This is a genomic window from Rhizobium sp. ZX09 (assembly GCF_017357485.1).
GTDB lineage: Bacteria > Pseudomonadota > Alphaproteobacteria > Rhizobiales > Rhizobiaceae > Agrobacterium > Agrobacterium pusense.
The window spans coordinates 2,962,677-2,978,530 of the sequence record NZ_CP031363.1 but is presented as its reverse complement, the minus strand read 5'-3'; the positions used below and the strand labels follow the sequence as shown (position 1 = coordinate 2,978,530).

The 15,854-nt window shown below is 58.2% G+C and carries 17 protein-coding genes; 11 read left to right on the top strand and 6 right to left on the bottom strand.

Translation table 11 applies throughout. From position 1 onward, the window contains the following. Window positions 1–6 precede the first annotated feature (6 nt). From BTN45_RS14560 to rsmI, 5 genes are all read right to left on the bottom strand, one after another. Entirely contained in the window at window positions 7–975 is a 969-nt protein-coding gene (locus tag BTN45_RS14560) for an ABC transporter permease subunit (protein WP_207588428.1), read from the bottom strand. An 82-nt stretch (window positions 976–1,057) separates the two neighbouring features. Then, window positions 1,058–2,356: an extracellular solute-binding protein gene (locus BTN45_RS14555; RefSeq protein ID WP_022555483.1), complete on the bottom strand. Its 1,299-nt coding sequence runs from the start codon at window positions 2,354–2,356 to the stop codon at window positions 1,058–1,060. Between the two features lie 107 nt (window positions 2,357–2,463). After that, window positions 2,464–3,024 (bottom strand): sugar O-acetyltransferase, encoded by a 561-nt coding sequence (locus BTN45_RS14550; protein ID WP_207588427.1) that lies wholly within the window; start codon window positions 3,022–3,024, stop codon window positions 2,464–2,466. Between the two features lie 11 nt (window positions 3,025–3,035). Further along, a complete protein-coding gene (locus BTN45_RS14545) occupies window positions 3,036–3,404 on the bottom strand; it encodes a YraN family protein (RefSeq protein ID WP_004439484.1) in 369 nt (122 codons plus the stop codon). Next, window positions 3,394–4,335: a 16S rRNA (cytidine(1402)-2'-O)-methyltransferase gene (gene rsmI, locus BTN45_RS14540; protein WP_072493860.1), complete on the bottom strand. Its 942-nt coding sequence runs from the start codon at window positions 4,333–4,335 to the stop codon at window positions 3,394–3,396. The genes BTN45_RS14545 and rsmI overlap by 11 nt, the downstream gene beginning before the upstream one ends. Before the next feature lie 265 nt (window positions 4,336–4,600). On the opposite strand from rsmI, the gene dnaN reads away from it, so the two are divergent. From dnaN to BTN45_RS14510, 6 genes are all read left to right on the top strand, one after another. Beyond that, window positions 4,601–5,719: a DNA polymerase III subunit beta gene (gene dnaN, locus BTN45_RS14535; RefSeq protein WP_006699698.1), complete on the top strand. Its 1,119-nt coding sequence runs from the start codon at window positions 4,601–4,603 to the stop codon at window positions 5,717–5,719. 193 nt (window positions 5,720–5,912) lie between these two features. Then, the gene (pmtA, locus tag BTN45_RS14530) at window positions 5,913–6,506 is read left to right on the top strand and encodes a phospholipid N-methyltransferase PmtA (protein WP_006699699.1); all 594 of its coding nucleotides are present in this window, start codon (window positions 5,913–5,915) and stop codon (window positions 6,504–6,506) included. Between the two features lie 94 nt (window positions 6,507–6,600). Next, window positions 6,601–7,197 carry a histidine phosphatase family protein gene (locus tag BTN45_RS14525; protein WP_207589755.1) on the top strand — a complete coding sequence of 199 codons (597 nt, stop codon included), beginning with the start codon at window positions 6,601–6,603 and terminating at the stop codon, window positions 7,195–7,197. Between the two features lie 4 nt (window positions 7,198–7,201). Further along, on the top strand, window positions 7,202–7,909 hold the full coding sequence (gene pyrF, locus BTN45_RS14520) for an orotidine-5'-phosphate decarboxylase (protein ID WP_207588425.1): 708 nt from the start codon (window positions 7,202–7,204) through the stop codon (window positions 7,907–7,909). 20 nt (window positions 7,910–7,929) lie between these two features. Next, window positions 7,930–8,217, top strand: a complete 288-nt coding sequence (locus BTN45_RS14515) for a DUF1330 domain-containing protein (RefSeq protein ID WP_207588422.1) — start codon at window positions 7,930–7,932, stop codon at window positions 8,215–8,217. 120 nt (window positions 8,218–8,337) lie between these two features. Next, a complete protein-coding gene (locus BTN45_RS14510) occupies window positions 8,338–9,318 on the top strand; it encodes a complex I NDUFA9 subunit family protein (RefSeq protein WP_035206671.1) in 981 nt (326 codons plus the stop codon). Window positions 9,319–9,896: 578 nt separating this feature from the next. On the opposite strand, the gene BTN45_RS14505 is transcribed toward BTN45_RS14510, so the two are convergent. After that, a complete protein-coding gene (locus tag BTN45_RS14505) occupies window positions 9,897–10,703 on the bottom strand; it encodes an undecaprenyl-diphosphate phosphatase (protein WP_037089424.1) in 807 nt (268 codons plus the stop codon). 158 nt (window positions 10,704–10,861) lie between these two features. Here BTN45_RS14505 and BTN45_RS14500 point away from each other — a divergent pair, with 158 nt between their 5' ends. The 5 genes from BTN45_RS14500 (at window position 10,862) to BTN45_RS14480 (ending at window position 15,805) form a co-directional block, all read left to right on the top strand. Further along, window positions 10,862–11,554 (top strand): glutathione S-transferase family protein, encoded by a 693-nt coding sequence (locus tag BTN45_RS14500; RefSeq protein ID WP_006699702.1) that lies wholly within the window; start codon window positions 10,862–10,864, stop codon window positions 11,552–11,554. Between the two features lie 78 nt (window positions 11,555–11,632). Then, complete coding sequence (gene queG, locus BTN45_RS14495) at window positions 11,633–12,784, top strand: tRNA epoxyqueuosine(34) reductase QueG (protein WP_207589753.1); 1,152 nt, start codon at window positions 11,633–11,635, stop codon at window positions 12,782–12,784. 3 nt (window positions 12,785–12,787) lie between these two features. Further along, entirely contained in the window at window positions 12,788–13,660 is an 873-nt protein-coding gene (locus tag BTN45_RS14490; RefSeq protein WP_207588420.1) for an SDR family oxidoreductase, read from the top strand. A 428-nt stretch (window positions 13,661–14,088) separates the two neighbouring features. Continuing rightward, the gene (locus tag BTN45_RS14485) at window positions 14,089–14,454 is read left to right on the top strand and encodes a septal ring lytic transglycosylase RlpA family protein (RefSeq protein WP_004439454.1); all 366 of its coding nucleotides are present in this window, start codon (window positions 14,089–14,091) and stop codon (window positions 14,452–14,454) included. 61 nt (window positions 14,455–14,515) lie between these two features. Further along, window positions 14,516–15,805, top strand: coding sequence for an RsmB/NOP family class I SAM-dependent RNA methyltransferase (locus BTN45_RS14480; RefSeq protein WP_006699706.1), 1,290 nt, complete (start codon window positions 14,516–14,518; stop codon window positions 15,803–15,805). Window positions 15,806–15,854: the final 49 nt, after the last annotated feature.

The following is a 15,854-nucleotide window of genomic DNA, read 5'->3' as shown; positions in this document are numbered from 1 at the left end:
TTTCCCTCAATTGTAATGGATGCGCTTCTCGATGAAGCGGAACTGGATGATGGTGAGGACGAAAACGACCAGCATGAGGATGACGGACTGGGCCGAGGAACCGCCGATGTCATTGCCGCGGAAACCGTCGAGGAACACCTTGTAGACCAGCGTGATCGGGTTGTTGGCGGCCTTGTCTTTCACCATCACGTCGATGACACCGAACGTATCGAACAACGAATAGGTGATGTTGATGATGAGCAGGAAGAAGGCCGTGGGCGCCAGGAGCGGCATGATGACGGTCCAGAACCGGCGGAAGCCCGAACGGCAATCGATGGACGCGGCTTCCCGCACGGAGACCGGAACGCCCTGGAGACCGGAGAGGAAGAAGATGAAGTTGTAAGGAATCTGCTTCCAGACCGCGACAACGATCATGGCAAAGGCCGTATCGAAATAATTGAGGCCGACCTTCATGTCCCAACCGAGAAACGCGGCCATCTTCACGAAGGGGCCGATATGCTGGTCGAAAAACATCATGCCGATAAGGCCGGCGACCGGCGGCGCAATGGCGTAAACGGAAATCAGCAGCGTCTTGTATGTCGAACTGCCGCGAATGACCGCATCCGCCTTGAAGGCGAGCAGCAGGCCGAGCGCCAGCGAAAAGAAGGTGACGAGCACGGTGAAGACCACCGTGAATTTGGCGATGCTGAGATATTCGGGGCTGAAGATCGCATCCGAATAATTGGCGAGTCCAACGAAGGAAGCGCCGAACCCGAACGGGTCTTCGATATAGAAAGACGAATGGATGGCCTGAACGGATGGCCAATAGAAGAAGATGAAAATCACCGCAAGCTGCGGCGCCAGAAACAGATAGGGCACAAAGGACGAGGAGAACTGCACGCGCTTCATGCCGGCTTCTGCGGGTTTGGCGGGTTTTCCAGCCTTTGCGGACCGACCGGAGAAAAACCGGCGCGGTTGAGACGATGTATAGGCCACGCTTGCGCCTCCTTATCCAGAAGTGAGCCTCCCTTCCGTCAGAAAGGAGGCTCGACAAGATCAACGGTTTCGAAGAGATCGATCAGCCGGCCGTCTTGGCGAAGCGGGCCAGAAGGTCGTTGCCTTCCTTCTCGATGATTTCGAAAGCAGCCTTCGGCGTGACTTCGCCGGAGAAGATGCGGTTATATTCGCGTTCCATCACGGCGCGGATCTGCGGGTAGAAGCCGAGGCGATAACCCTTGGACCAGTCGCCACCCTGCAGTGACAGCTGCTGGATGCCGACTTCGGCGACCGGCTTTTCCTTGTAGTAACCTTCAGCCTTGGCCTTTTCATAAGCGGCCTTGGTGATGGCGACGTAACCGGTTGCCTTGTGATAGAAGACCTGGATTTCCGGCGAGGTCAGGAACTGGAAGAAGTCGGCCACGCATTTGTTTTCGGCTTCGGACTTGCCCGACATTGCAAAGAGGGCAGCGCCGCCGATGAAGGAGTTGGTACCCGCGCCCTTGATGGAGCCCCAGTAAGGGAGAAAAGTTGCCGAGAATGGCATTGTGGCCGTCTTCTGAAGGCCGCCGAAGGAACCCGACGAACCGATCCAGAGTGCTACCTTACCTTCTTCGAAGGGCTTCTGGTTGTCGTTCCAGCCGGCGCCGTAATAGGCAAACAGGCCCTTGTCCTTCCAGTCCTTCAGCTTCTCGAACATCATGACGAGGTTCGGGTCGGTGACCTTGAGCTTGGTGTCGGTGACGCTGTCGTAACCATTGTTGTTCGTGGCGAACTGGATGTTGTTACGCGAGAAGAAGTTCTCCGTGAACTGCCAGGTCAGCTGCGACTGGACGAGCGGAATATAGCCGGCTTCCTTCAGCTTCGGCGCGACCTTTTCAAAGTCTTCCCAGGTCTTGGGAGCTTCGACGCCAGCCTTCTTCAGGGCCTCGTCGTTGATGTACATGATGGGAGCGGAGGAATTGAACGGCATGCCGACGAACTTGCCGTCAGCGGCAGCGTAGAAGTAGCGCACGCCGTTGATAAAGGCGTCCCGATCGAACTTGTAACCGGCCTTGGTGATCAGGTCTTCGGCAGGAATCACCGCGCCCTTGGCGTTGATGATGGTGGCAGCACCTGCATCGAAAACCTGAAGAATGTTCGGCTGTTCGCCCGAACGGAAAGCTGCGATGCCGCTGGCGAGAGCTTCTTCATAGGAGCCCTTGGAAACCGGCGTCAGCGCGCATTCTTTCTGGGCTTCGTTGAATTTCTGGGCGACTTCGTTGATGACTTCGCCGTTACGTCCGCCCATGCCATGCCACCAGGTGATGTTGGTCGCAGCCATGGAAGAGGTCGCGGAGATGCTGACAGCCACAGCGGCCATGGAAATCTTCTTGAACATATCAAATCCTCTCCACCATTTATTGGGGTGAGGATGCGAATAGAGGGGTTCAATGACGCCTCTTTGACAGTTCCATGTCAGATTTATTACAGCGGTGGATGAAAATCTCAGTCGGATATGCGTTTCAGGGGCCGGGCCGGGTTCCCGACCACCGTCACGCCTGCAGCGACGTCGCGTGTGACGACCGAACCGGCACCAACAATCGCACCGTCACCCACTGTCACGCCCGCAAGCAGAATCGCTCCACCGCCGATCCAGACGTCGCGACCGATGGTCACGGGTTTTGCGATTTCAATGCCTTGCGCACGCGGCACCGGGTCGAGATGGTGTTCCGCACAGTAAATCTGCACCGCAGGCCCCAGCATCGCGCCGTCGCCTATCGTTACCTTAGCGGAATCGAGAATGGTGCAGCCCGCGTTGAGATACACATTTTTTCCCAGCGCGATATTAAAGCCGTAAGCGCAATGAAACGGCGCTTCGAGAAACGCGCCTTCCCCGACAGAATTAAACAGCGCGCGCAGCAGCGGTGCAATTGCCCCGCGCTCATCCGGCGGCATCGTATTGTGCTGGTGGACGGCCCCTCGTGCGCGCCGGCGCAATATATCCAGCTCACCATCCATGCAGCTGTACCATTCGCCCGCGGCCATTTTTTCACGCTCGGTGGACATCGTCTCCCCCTTCAAAAAGCATCGATAAAATGCTGCGGCAGACCTCGCGGCAGAATGGCGACGATATCGAAGCGCAGTGAAAGCCGCCCGGCATCGCCGTGGCGGGCCAGCCACAGGTCCGCAGCCGCCCGGATGCGTTGCTGCGAATGAAAGCCGACGGCATCGATCGCGCTGATACCGGACGGCCGGGCCTTGACTTCCACAAACGCGACGACGTCCGCCTTGCGGGCGACAAGGTCGATCTCCCCCAGCCGGGTGCGATAACGAATGGCGAGAATGCGATATCCCTTCAGCAGCAGAAAAAGTGCCGCCCAATATTCCGCAGCATGACCACGCCGCTCGGCTTTTCGCCTTTTGTCGTTTCGCCAGTTAGCGGCCATCCGCTTCCTTCATGTCCAGCAGCCTTTGATAAAGCTCCTTGCGCGGCAGGCCCGTCAGCTTCGCCGCTTCGCCTGCAGCCCTTGCGGCGGGCATGGTGGCGACCAGGTCCTTCAGCAGCTTCTCGACATCCTCGATATCGGGAATCTCGTCATAGGAAGGCGGCTCCACCAGAAGCACGATCTCGCCCTTCACCACACGGTCACCGTCATAGTAATCCGCAAGCTCACCGAGCGTGCCGCGGCGGAATTCCTCGAACGTCTTGGTCAGCTCGCGGCAGACCACGGCGCGGCGCTCACGGCCAAGCACTTCCGATGCGACCTTGATGGAAGCGCTGATGCGATGCGGTGATTCAAAAAAAATGAGGGTCGCGGGGATTTTCGCCAGTTCGGCAAAACGGTCGCGCTTACCGCGGTCCTTTACCGGCAGGAAACCCGCAAACAGGAAGGCGTCACTTGGCATGCCCGAACCGACCAGCGCGGCTAACGGCGCCGAGGCGCCCGGCACCGGCACGACGCGATGCCCGGCCTCGAGTGCAAGCTGGCCAAGCCGATAACCGGGATCGGAAACAAGCGGCGTTCCCGCATCAGACACCAGCGCCACGGATTTTCCTGCTTCTAGCGCCGCGATGAGCTTTGGCCCCACTTCGTTCGAATTGTGCTCGTGATACGCAAACGGACGGGTACGGATACCGTAACGCTCGAGCAGGATGCGTGTGACGCGGGTATCCTCGCAGGCGAGAACATCAGCAGAAGCCAGCGTCTCCAGCGCGCGAATGGTGATGTCGCCCAGATTGCCGATGGGGGTGGCGACGAGATAAAGCGCGCACTCCAGCGGACGCGCGGGAATTGTGGCAGCCCCGATCCTGAATTCCTTCACCGCCTGCCTGGCGTCAATCTTCGATGTTTCTTCCGTCACACGGCTTCCAATCATTCTTGCCGATCATTTCCGGCCGGTCGCTCCAGTTATTCCTCTTTATGGGCAATTGAAAACCAGCGAACAAGGGCAACGGGCGGCGCCAGCCTGTGGATCATGTTGTATAGCAGCAAAATGACCCGCGGCAGACGAACTCGGCTCTTGCATTCTCCGCAATAACTCTGCCATTTTGCCCGTCCACATTATCCGGCATTTGCCGGTGAAGACTCTTCTTGCCGATCCGGCGGTGGCCGGTTCGCAACGGTTGAAAGCGGTAGTGTCCATGCGTATTACTCTTGAGCGGTCGAACCTTCTGAAATCGCTGAACCACGTCCACCGGGTCGTCGAGCGTCGCAACACGATCCCGATCCTGTCGAACGTTCTGCTGCGCGCTTCCGGCGCCAATCTTGACATGAAGGCGACCGACCTCGATCTCGAAATCACCGAAGCGACGCCGGCCATGGTGGAGCAGGCGGGCGCCACCACCGTGCCGGCACACCTGCTTTATGAAATCGTGCGCAAGCTGCCGGATGGTTCCGAGGTGCTTTTGGCGACCAATCCGGACGGTTCCTCCATGACCGTTGCGTCCGGCCGCTCGAAATTCTCGCTACAATGCCTGCCCGAGGCGGATTTCCCTGACCTGACAGCCGGCACCTTCAGCCACACCTTCAAGCTGAAGGCGACCGATCTGAAGATGTTGATCGACCGCACGCAATTCGCGATTTCAACGGAAGAGACACGTTATTACCTGAACGGCATTTTCTTCCACACCATCGAAAGCAATGGCGAGCTGAAGCTGCGCGCTGTCGCAACCGATGGTCACCGTCTGGCACGCGCCGATGTGGACGCGCCGTCCGGTTCCGAAGGCATGCCTGGCATCATTATTCCGCGCAAGACTGTCGGTGAATTGCAGAAGCTGATGGACAACCCCGAGCTTGAAGTCACCGTCGAAGTCTCGGATGCGAAAATCCGCCTGACCATCGGCTCGGTCGTTCTGACCTCGAAGCTGATCGATGGGACTTTCCCGGATTACCAGCGCGTGATTCCCACCGGCAACGACAAGGAAATGCGGGTCGACTGCCAGTCTTTCGCCCAGGCTGTCGATCGCGTTTCGACCATTTCGTCCGAACGTGGCCGCGCCGTGAAACTCGCCCTCACCAATGGACAGCTCACTCTTACCGTCAACAATCCCGATTCGGGCAGCGCGACGGAAGAAGTTGCCGTCGGCTATGACAATGATTCGATGGAAATCGGCTTCAACGCGAAATATCTGCTCGACATCACCTCACAGCTTTCCGGTGACGACGCGATTTTCCTTCTGGCAGATGCAGGGTCGCCGACGCTGGTTCGTGACACCGCCGGCGACGATGCCCTGTATGTTTTGATGCCGATGCGCGTGTGAGTACGTTGATTTCTTTCCATTTTAGCCAAAACGCCGGTGGATCGCTCCGCCGGCGTTTTTGATTCGATTATCGCCGCCTTGGACCCGGAGGCGAATTTTCCCAGTTACGACATTTTGCCTTGTTTTTGCGCCAAATGGGATCAACATTGCGTAACAGTTTTTTGACAATGACCAAATGCATCTGAGGGGAATTATGGCACTTAACCTGAAGCAACGCCTTGAACAGAAATTCGAGGAAGAAATCCGCTTTTTCAAGGGCATGGTCAGCCAGCCGAAAAAAGTCGGCGCCATCGTACCGACATCGGCCATCACAGCGAAAAAGATGGCGAGTGTCATCAATCCCCATTCCGGCCTGCCGGTTCTTGAACTCGGCCCAGGCACGGGTGTCATCACCAAGGCCATCCTGGCGCGCGGCATCAAGCCGGAGAATTTGACCGCCATCGAATATTCGACCGATTTCTATAATCAGCTGCTCAAAAGCTACCCCGGCGTCAACTTCGTCAATGGGGATGCCTTCGATCTCGATGCGACGCTCGGCGAACACGGGCATCAGATGTTCGACAGTGTCATTTCAGCCGTGCCGATGCTGAATTTTCCGATGGCCGCCCGCATCAAGCTTCTCGACGAATTGCTGAAGCGCGTGCCGCATGGCCGCCCCGTGGTGCAGATATCCTATGGCCCGATCTCGCCGATCGTCGCACAGCCGCATCTTTACCACATTCGTCATTTCGATTTCATCGTGCGCAATATTCCGCCGGCGCAACTGTGGACCTATACTCGGGCCTGACGTCCGGCAGATCGAGAAAATCCGTCATTTCCCGGTCGTAGCGCATCGTTAGGGTGTCGATGCCCTTTCCATGGCCTTTTGGGGACCGATTGCCGTGCATGCTCTCTACATTACCCACCCCCAGGTCAGAATAGATCCGGCTGTTCCCGTTCCTCAATGGGGGCTTTCGGAAAGAGGTGCCGAGCGGGCGCGAGAGGCAGGCCGCCTGCCTTGGGCGCTGGCATTGCGCCATATCGTTTGCAGCGCCGAGACGAAGGCGATTGAAACCGCCCGTATCCTTGCCGAGACATCCGGAGCGGAGATAGAAATCGTCGAGGAGATGCATGAAAACGACCGGTCCTCCATCGGTTTCCTGACGCCACCGGAATTCGAGAAGGCGGCGGACTGGTTCTTCGCTCACCCGCAGGAAAGTTTTCGCGGCTGGGAGCGGGCAATCGATGCGCAGGCGCGGATTGTCAATGCCGTCAGAGCTATTCTTGACCGGCATGATACACAGCGGCCTATCGCCTTTGTCGGCCATGGCGGTGTGGGCACACTTCTGAAATGCCATATAGAAGGCCGCCGCATCAGCCGCAGCGAGGACCAGCCACCCGGCGGCGGCAATCTCTTTCGCTTCTCCATCGCCGACTTTTCACTTGCAGCCGCCTCCCCCGCATGCGACTGGACGGCAATGGAAACATGGCAGGGATAAGACAATGACCGCGCGCGAAAAACTCATCGTCGGGCTCGATGTTCCGACTGTGCAGCAGGCCGAAGACATCGTTTCAAAAATCGGCGACGAGGTTCTTTTCTACAAGATCGGTTATCAGCTCGTCTTCGCCGGCGGTCTGGAATTCGCGCGCGACCTTGTCCAAAGCGGCAAGAAGGTCTTCCTCGACATGAAGCTGCTCGATATCGACAACACCGTCGCCTCCGGTGTCGAAAACATCGCCCGGATGGGCATGTCGATGCTGACGCTGCATGCATATCCTAAAGCCATGCGTGCTGCCGTCAAGGCGGCGGAAGGTTCCGGCCTCTGCCTGCTCGGTGTCACGGTGCTGACGTCGATGGATGACAGCGATCTGGCCGAAGCCGGTTACGCCGCGGATGCCCGTTCGCTGGTGCTGCGCCGCGCGGAACAGGCGCGCGAGGCGGGCGTGGGCGGCATCGTCTGCTCGGCGGAAGAATCGACCGCCGTGCGCGAAATCCTCGGCCCCGATCTTGCGGTCGTTACCCCTGGCATTCGCCCCGCGGGCGCCGATCTCGGCGATCAGAAACGGGTGATGACGCCCTACGACGCCATCAAGGCGGGTTCGAGCCATCTGGTCGTCGCCCGACCGATCGTCAGGGCGGAAGATCCCAAAGCGGCGGCCCGCGCCATTCTCGATGACATGCTGCGCGCCAGCTTTCCAGCCAATCAATAATGACGACAGGAGGAGATGAAATGGCGAAGGGATATTGGATCGCCCGCGTCGATGTTCGCGACAGCCAGCGTTACAAGGACTACGTCTCAACGGCAAAACCCGCCTTCGAGCGGTTCGGTGCGAATTTCCTCGCTCGTGGCGGTGCTTTGACCGAGCTTGAGGGCAAGGCACGGGCGCGCAACGTCGTCATCGAGTTTCCTTCGGTGCAACACGCCATCGATTGCTACAATTCCCCCGAATACCAGGCAGCCGCCAAAATCCGCCAGGAAGTCGCGGATGCGGAAATGGTGATCGTCGAGGGAATTTGACGGTCGTCAACCCTATGTCCCAAACCCGCCTCTTCCCGGCGAGAACATCTCTTCCCGTGCGCGCGGCTTTGGGCTAAGAGACTGAAAAACGCTTTATCGACAGCTTCTGAGGAGCCTCCCATGACCTTGGCCAACCTTCCCCCCCTCGTCACCGTATTCGGCGGTTCGGGTTTTGTCGGGCGGCATGTGGTGAGACTGCTCGCCAAGCGCGGTTATCGCATTCGTGTCGCCGTGCGCCGACCCGATCTCGCCGGCTTTTTGCAGCCGCTTGGCAATGTCGGCCAGATTTCCTTTGCGCAGGCCAACCTGCGTTACCGCGATTCCATCGTCAAAGCAGTGGAAGATGCGGATCATGTGGTCAATTGCGTCGGCATCCTGACCGAAAGTGGCCGCAACACCTTTGACGCCGTGCAGGAATTCGGCGCGAAAGCCATCGCCGAGGCCGCCCGCGATGCCGGCGCCACGCTGACGCATATTTCCGCCATCGGCGCGGAAGCCGGTTCGTCCACGGGTTACGGCCGCACCAAGGGCCGCGCCGAAGCTGCTATCCATTCCGTTCTGCCCGCCGCGGTTATCCTGCGTCCTTCGATCATCTTCGGACCGGAAGATGATTTCTTCAACAAGTTCGCGAAGATGGCCCGCGGCATGCCCTTCCTGCCGTTGATCGGTGGCGGAAAAACCAGGTTCCAGCCGGTTTATGTCGAGGATGTCGCGGAGGCCGTCGCCCGTAGCGTTGACGGCAAGCTGAAACCCGGCGCCATCTATGAGCTCGGCGGCCAGGATGTGATGACGTTCCGCGACTGTCTTGAGGCCGTTCTTGCCGCCACCTATCGCGAACGTCCGTTCGTCAATCTGCCTTTCGGCGTCGCCTCAATGATCGGCAAGGTTGCTTCGATGGTGCCGCTGATCACGCCACCGCTGACATCCGATCAGGTAACCATGCTGAAAAAGGACAACGTCGTTTCCGCCGAGGCGGAAAAAAACGGCCTGACGCTGGAAGGCATCGGCATTACGCCCGTTCGTGTTGCGTCTGTTCTGCCGTCCTACATGGTGCAATATCGCCCGCACGGCCAGTTCTCGAATGCGGGCAAGGCGGCCTGAGTTCTGCCGCCATGCAGCACCTACTTGAAAGGCGGGACTTGTTCCCGCTTTTTTTGTGCATTCTTCATCGCAACCAAACCGCTTTCGGTGCATTTCTCCTTCGATAACGGGAAGGAGACGACATCAATATCGGAGCGGCGAGCCGCTGGAAAAGGTTAACGGCGGAAAGGTCTCCGCAGGCAAGCGTGGCACAAGCGCAACTGTGGAAAAGACTTCGCATTAACCCGGTATTCAACAAGCTGCTTTATTGATATTCGCCACATTCCAAACATATCCCGAACCCTCAATTCACACACGGCGGCACGATCCGCGCGAACGAACGTCTGAAAGGCAATCATAAAATGGGCAGATCTATCGCACTCTTTTTTGCGTGTGCGGCTTTGGTGGTTCTGGCGGGTTCATTCATGGCACCGGGCACGGTTGCAGCGGGCAAGAGCGGTTGTGCTCCGGCTTATGGCGTGGACCCCTGTGCGACGGCTTCGATCAGCACCAACTGACCAGCCTTTAGAAGTTTAAAAAAAAAGCGCCGCCGGTTTTCCGGGGCGCTTTTTCTTTTTCAGTCCATATAAATTAAAGCCTCAGCCCAGGACCAGAAGCGCGATAAGTCCCAGAGACCCGATGGCGATGCGCCACCAGGCGAAGGGCGCGAAGCCCCGTCGCGAGACGAAATCCAGGAGCGAGCGAACGACAAAAAGACCCGAGACGAAAGCGGCGATGAAGCCGACGGCGATCAGAGCGCCGTCATCGAAACTCAGGGCATCGCGGTTCTTGTAAAGATCGAGCGTAAACGCGCCGAGCATGGTCGGCATCGCCAGGAAGAACGAAAATTCGGCGGCGGAGCGCTTGTCCGTGCCCATCAGCAACGAGCCGACGATCGTGGCACCGGAACGCGATGTGCCGGGAATCATCGCGAGGCACTGGAAGAGGCCGATCTTGAATGCAAGCGACGGCGGATAATCCATGATGTCGGTATATTTCGGATTCAGCGGCATGCGGTCGACGGCAAGCAAAATGACCCCGCCGATGATCAGCACCACGCAGATGAGCATGGGCGTTTCAAACAGCACGGTCTTGATGAAGTCATGCGCCAAGGCGCCGATGATGGCCGCCGGCAGGAAGGCGAGAGCGACGGCCAGCACGAAGCGTCGCGCTTTCGCGCTTGTCGGCAGAGCGAGCGCTATCGATACAAGCTTTTGAAAATAAACAAGAAGTATCGCAAGTATCGCACCGAGCTGGATGAGAACCGCAAAGGTGTTGCCGGGTGATTTGAAGCCGAGGAAGTGCCCGGCCAGCAGCACATGCGCCGTTGAGGAAACGGGAATGAACTCCGTCAGACCCTCGATGATACCCAGCAGAAGCGCGCTGATGATCGATTGGTCACCCATGGGGAATCCTTCTTTTCAGGGGGAAGTGGCAATGGACGGCAATTGCGTTAAACTTGTTTTAAAGTAGCCAAGCTCTTATAGCGTCTTGATGAAGCGAAACTGAAAAAGTTTTCCGGCAGATGCCGATCATGACAACCAATCGTAAAAATTGAGTACCGATGCCAACTCTCTATCACTCTCCGATGTCGACCGCATCCCGGTTCGTTCGTCTGATCCTTGCGGAATACGGGTTCCAGACCGATCTCGTGGAGGAGCAACCGTGGGAAAGACGGCGGGAGTTTCTGGCGCTCAATCCGGCCGGCACCTTGCCGGTCTATCTCGACGACAATATGCGCTCCCTCAGCGGGCCTTACGTGCTTGCGGAATTTCTCGATGAAACCCATGGGGTTTTGAAGCGTGACAGGCGTCTTCTGGCGGAAGACCCGTTTCAGCGGGCGGAAATTCGCCGCCTGACGGAATGGTTTCTGCAGAAGATGGAAAATGACGTGACCCGGCCGCTGGTACGGGAGCGTGTTTACAAATTGCAGATGACGACCGCGCAAGGCGGCGGCCCGCCGGATTCCAAATTGCTGCGCACAGCCCGCAACAATATCCGCCAGCACATAAAGTATCTGGAATGGCTGGCCGGTTCGCGCACATGGCTGGCGGGTGATCGGCTGAGCTATGCCGATCTTGCCGCCGCAGCCGCGGTTTCGGTTCTGGATTATCTCGGCGAGATCAACTGGCTCGAGGCGCCCATCGCCAAGGAATGGTATCAGCGGGTGAAATCGCGGCCGTCCTTCCGGCCGTTCCTCAGCGAGCGCATTCCGCGTCTTGCCCCCTCCTCCCATTATGCCGATCTGGACTTTTAAGTTCAGCCTTTCGGTTATTTGCTGCGGCCCGGGACTGCGCCTATATATGACGCGCAACAACCCGCAGGAGAGACTACCATCGACGTTGCCGACGAGAAGCAGCGGATACGCGCGCGCAAACTGACGGATTTCATTCGTCACGAAGCCCTTTCGCTTGGCTTCGATCTATGTCGCGTCACAGCGCCGGACAGCATTCCGCTCGCACCGGAACGGCTGAGAGAATTTCTCGGCAAAGGTTATCACGGCACGATGGCGTGGATGGAAGAAACCGAGGCCCGGCGGGCGGAGCCGAAAACGCTGTGGAGCGATGTACGCTCCATCGTCATGTTCGGCCTCAATTATGGTCCCGACGAAGACCCGCGCAATCTGCTCTCGAAACCGGACAAGGCAGCCATTTCGGTCTATGCCCGCAATCGCGATTACCACGACGTCATCAAGGGGCGGCTGAAGGAAATCGCCACGCGCTTCGCCGCACGCGCCGGCGAGGATGTGAAGGTCTTCGTCGACACCGCCCCGGTGATGGAAAAACCGCTCGCCGCCGCCGCCGGTCTTGGCTGGCAGGGCAAACACACGAACCTCGTCAGCCGCAGCCATGGTTCCTGGCTGTTCCTCGGCAGCATGTTCACCACCGCTGATCTCTGTCTCGATGAGGCCGAGAAGGATCATTGCGGCTCCTGCCGGGCCTGTCTTGATGCCTGTCCAACGGCGGCCTTTCCCGCCCCCCATCAACTCGACGCCCGTCGCTGCATCTCCTATCTCACCATCGAGCACAAGGGGCCAATTCCGCATGAGTTTCGGCCGATGATGGGCAATCGCATCTACGGCTGTGACGATTGCCTCGCCGCCTGCCCATGGAACAAGTTCGCGGCCAGCGCCTCGGAAATGAAATTGCAGGCGCGCGAGGATCTGAAAGAACCGTCCATCGATTTCCTCCTGACATTGGATGATGCTGCCTTCCGCAGCTTTTTCAGTGGCTCTCCCGTCAAACGCATCGGCCGTAGCCGATTTATCCGCAATGTGCTGATTGCGGCCGGCAACTCCGGAAACCGGCAGTTCGTGGAACGATGCAAGGCTCTTGCCGAAATGGACCCTTCGCCGGAGGTACGCGGCATGGCCGCGTGGGCTTTATCGCGGCTTATGGACAGGCAGGAATTCCGTACATACTCTGCCACGCGCGCACCGGAGACTGATCCGGAGGCGGAAATGGAATGGCAATTGGCAGAGGCGTGAACCATGCATGTGATGATTTTTGGCGCGGGTTATTCGGGGAAAGCCATTGCCAACGCGCTGAAATCCCAAGCAGCAGGGATCTCCGGCACCACGCGCAGTCAGGACAAATTCTCTGGCCTCGCCAGCGCACAGATGACGCCCTTGCTCTTTGACGGCGTCCAGCTCAATGATGAGCTCGTCGCTGCAATGGACAATGTCACGCATCTCATACAATCCGTCGCGCCGGGCAAGGATGGCGATCCTCTCCTTCCGCTTCTGGGCGGCGACTTGAAAAAGCTCCTGCCCAATCTGGCATGGATCGCTTACCTTTCCACCGTGGGTGTTTATGGCGACCACGGCGGCGCTTGGGTGGACGAGACAACACCCTGCCGCCCCGTTTCCCCACGTTCTGTGGAGCGGGTAGCGGCTGAGGCCGCATGGACTGAAGCGGCCCGCGACGCCGACGCGCCGCTTTCCATCCTGCGTCTATCCGGAATTTATGGCCCGGGGCGCAATGCCTTCATGAATTTCGAGAAGGGAACGGCGCGGCGGCTGGTGAAGAAGGACCAGGTATTCAATCGCATCCGCGTGGAGGATATCGGCGCGGCGGTTGCCTTCCTGGCACAAAAACACGAAGGCGGCATCTTCAACGTGACCGATGATGAACCCTGCCCCCCGCAGGATGTGGTAAGCTTCGCCGCAGCGCTGATGGGAGTGGAACCACCACCCGAACAGGCCTTTGAAACTGCCGATCTAACACCGATGGCGCGCTCTTTTTATGGCGAGAACAAGCGCGTTTCCAACGCCAGAATTCGCGATCTGGGCTTCGATTTTCGCTTCCCGGAGTACAGGGTCTCGCTTCGACAATTATGGGAAAACGGCCTCTGGCGAGGCTGAAAAATGCCATCTCCAAAAGCGATGAAAAATCCTTCCAATCCCGCTTTTGCGGATGGTTTTCGTCTTATTTCAGCCAATTAGGATTTTATTAACCAAGCCGAAATCACTAAAATCGTAGTCATTAGAAAAATATTTCACTCACATTTCGTGAAGCGGATTCACGAAGCCGTGACTTGCAACAGCATTCCCATTGAGCATTGATTCTGCGTTATTTTTTCCGCTTCTTCAAACGGGCGCGGCAATGGCAGCTTCCGGCCGATGATCACGAATGTTACAGTCTGTAACGGTTCGTGATTTGAGATCAGCTTTTTTTCGCCATTTTTCCCTCGCCCTACAATCTCGCATCAAAAGGCGTTCAGGCCAGTTCATGGCCGTTTAGCAAGGGCACAATCAATCGGCGCGGGGCCGATTTTCAGGGAAGCACTGTTTTGAATATCCGTCGTATAACTTTCACCGCTGCAACTATCGCCGCCTGTTCCATCATCGCGCCTCTTCAGGCGAATGCGGCAAATGGTTGTGGAGGCGCATCGTGGTATGCGTTGACCTCCAAGACTGCTTCTGGCGAGCGTATGAACGCCGCCAACCTGACCGCCGCCCACCGCTCCCTGCGGTTCGGCACCAAGGTCAAGGTAACCAACGCGCGCAACGGCAAGGCCGTTGTCGTTCGCATCAATGACCGCGGGCCATTTATCAAGGGTCGCGTTCTCGATCTTTCCAAGGCTGCGGCCAAAAACATCGGCATGATCAACTCCGGCACTGCCAAGGTCTGCTACGAGGTCGTCAAAGCCGATTGAGCCTTGCCCTCGCCGCCATTCGCGTCTACCAACCGGACTTATCAGGAAAACGAGGTAGACAATGCGATTAGGCGGGCGTTTGGCCGGAGCAATCGAAGTATTGGCGGATATTGAGGGACGCAGGCGTCCCGTCGCCGATGCTCTGAAGGACTGGGGCCTTGCCCATCGTTTCGCCGGCTCGGGCGACAGGGCCGCGATCGGCAACATTGTCTATGATGCGTTGCGCATGAAACTGTCGCACGCCTGGCTGATGGATGACGACAGCGCCACCTCACTCGGCTACGCCGTTCTGTTGCGTCAATGGGGCAAGAGCTTCACGGAACTGGCAGCGGAATTCGACGGTGACAAATTCGCGCCTGCCGCACCGGACGCTGAAAGACAGCAGGCATTTCTCTCCCGTTCCCTTGCCGAGGCGCCGGCCCATGTTCAGGGCGACATTCCCGATTGGGTGCAATCTTCCTTCGAGACCGCATTCGGGGAGCGCTGGCTGACTGAGGCTCAGGCGCTCAATGAGCGCCCTACTCTCGATCTGCGTGCCAACACCTTGAAGGCGACCCGTGAAAAGGTTTTGAAGGTTCTTGAGGAAAGCGGCGCGGAGGCCACGCACATCGCCCGTCAGGGTGTTCGCATTCCCGCAGGCGAAGGCCCATCCCGCCTGCCGAACGTCACCGCCGAACTCTCCTTTCAGAAGGGCTGGTTCGAAGTGCAGGACGAGGGGTCGCAGATCGTCGCCGATCTCGCCGGTGCGCATGAGGGTGATCAGATCCTCGATTATTGCGCAGGCGGCGGCGGCAAGACGCTGGCCATGGCTGCCAGCATGAACAACAAGGGTCAGGTCCACGCCTTCGACGCCGACCGCAAGCGCCTTGCGCCGATCATCGAACGGCTGAAGCGGGCCGGCACGCGTAATGTGCAGGTTCATGACCGCGCATCGGGCCTTACGCCGTTTCAGGAAAAATTCGACCGCGTTCTCGTCGATGCCCCCTGCACCGGAACCGGAACATGGCGGCGGCGCCCCGACACCAAATGGCGGCTGACCGCGCGCAATCTGGAAGAGCGCGTGCAACAGCAGGGCGAGGCACTTTCGCAGGCCAAGGGATTCGTGCGCCCGGGCGGAGAGCTGCTCTATGTAACCTGTTCGGTGCTTCCCGAAGAAAACGAACAGCAGGTCCGTCGTTTCTGCGAGCAAAATCCAGATTTTGCCATTGGTTCGGCGTTGGAGCGGTGGCAAACGACTTTCGGTAGCAATGCCAACAAACCGCATTCTTCCGACGGCAAGACAGTGACGCTCACGCCTGCAACCACAGATACGGACGGTTTCTTCTTCTGCCTGATGAAACGCAGAGCATAAAAGCATTTTGCATCCAGGGATTTTACCTGGGAAATACAGCACGGGCTTG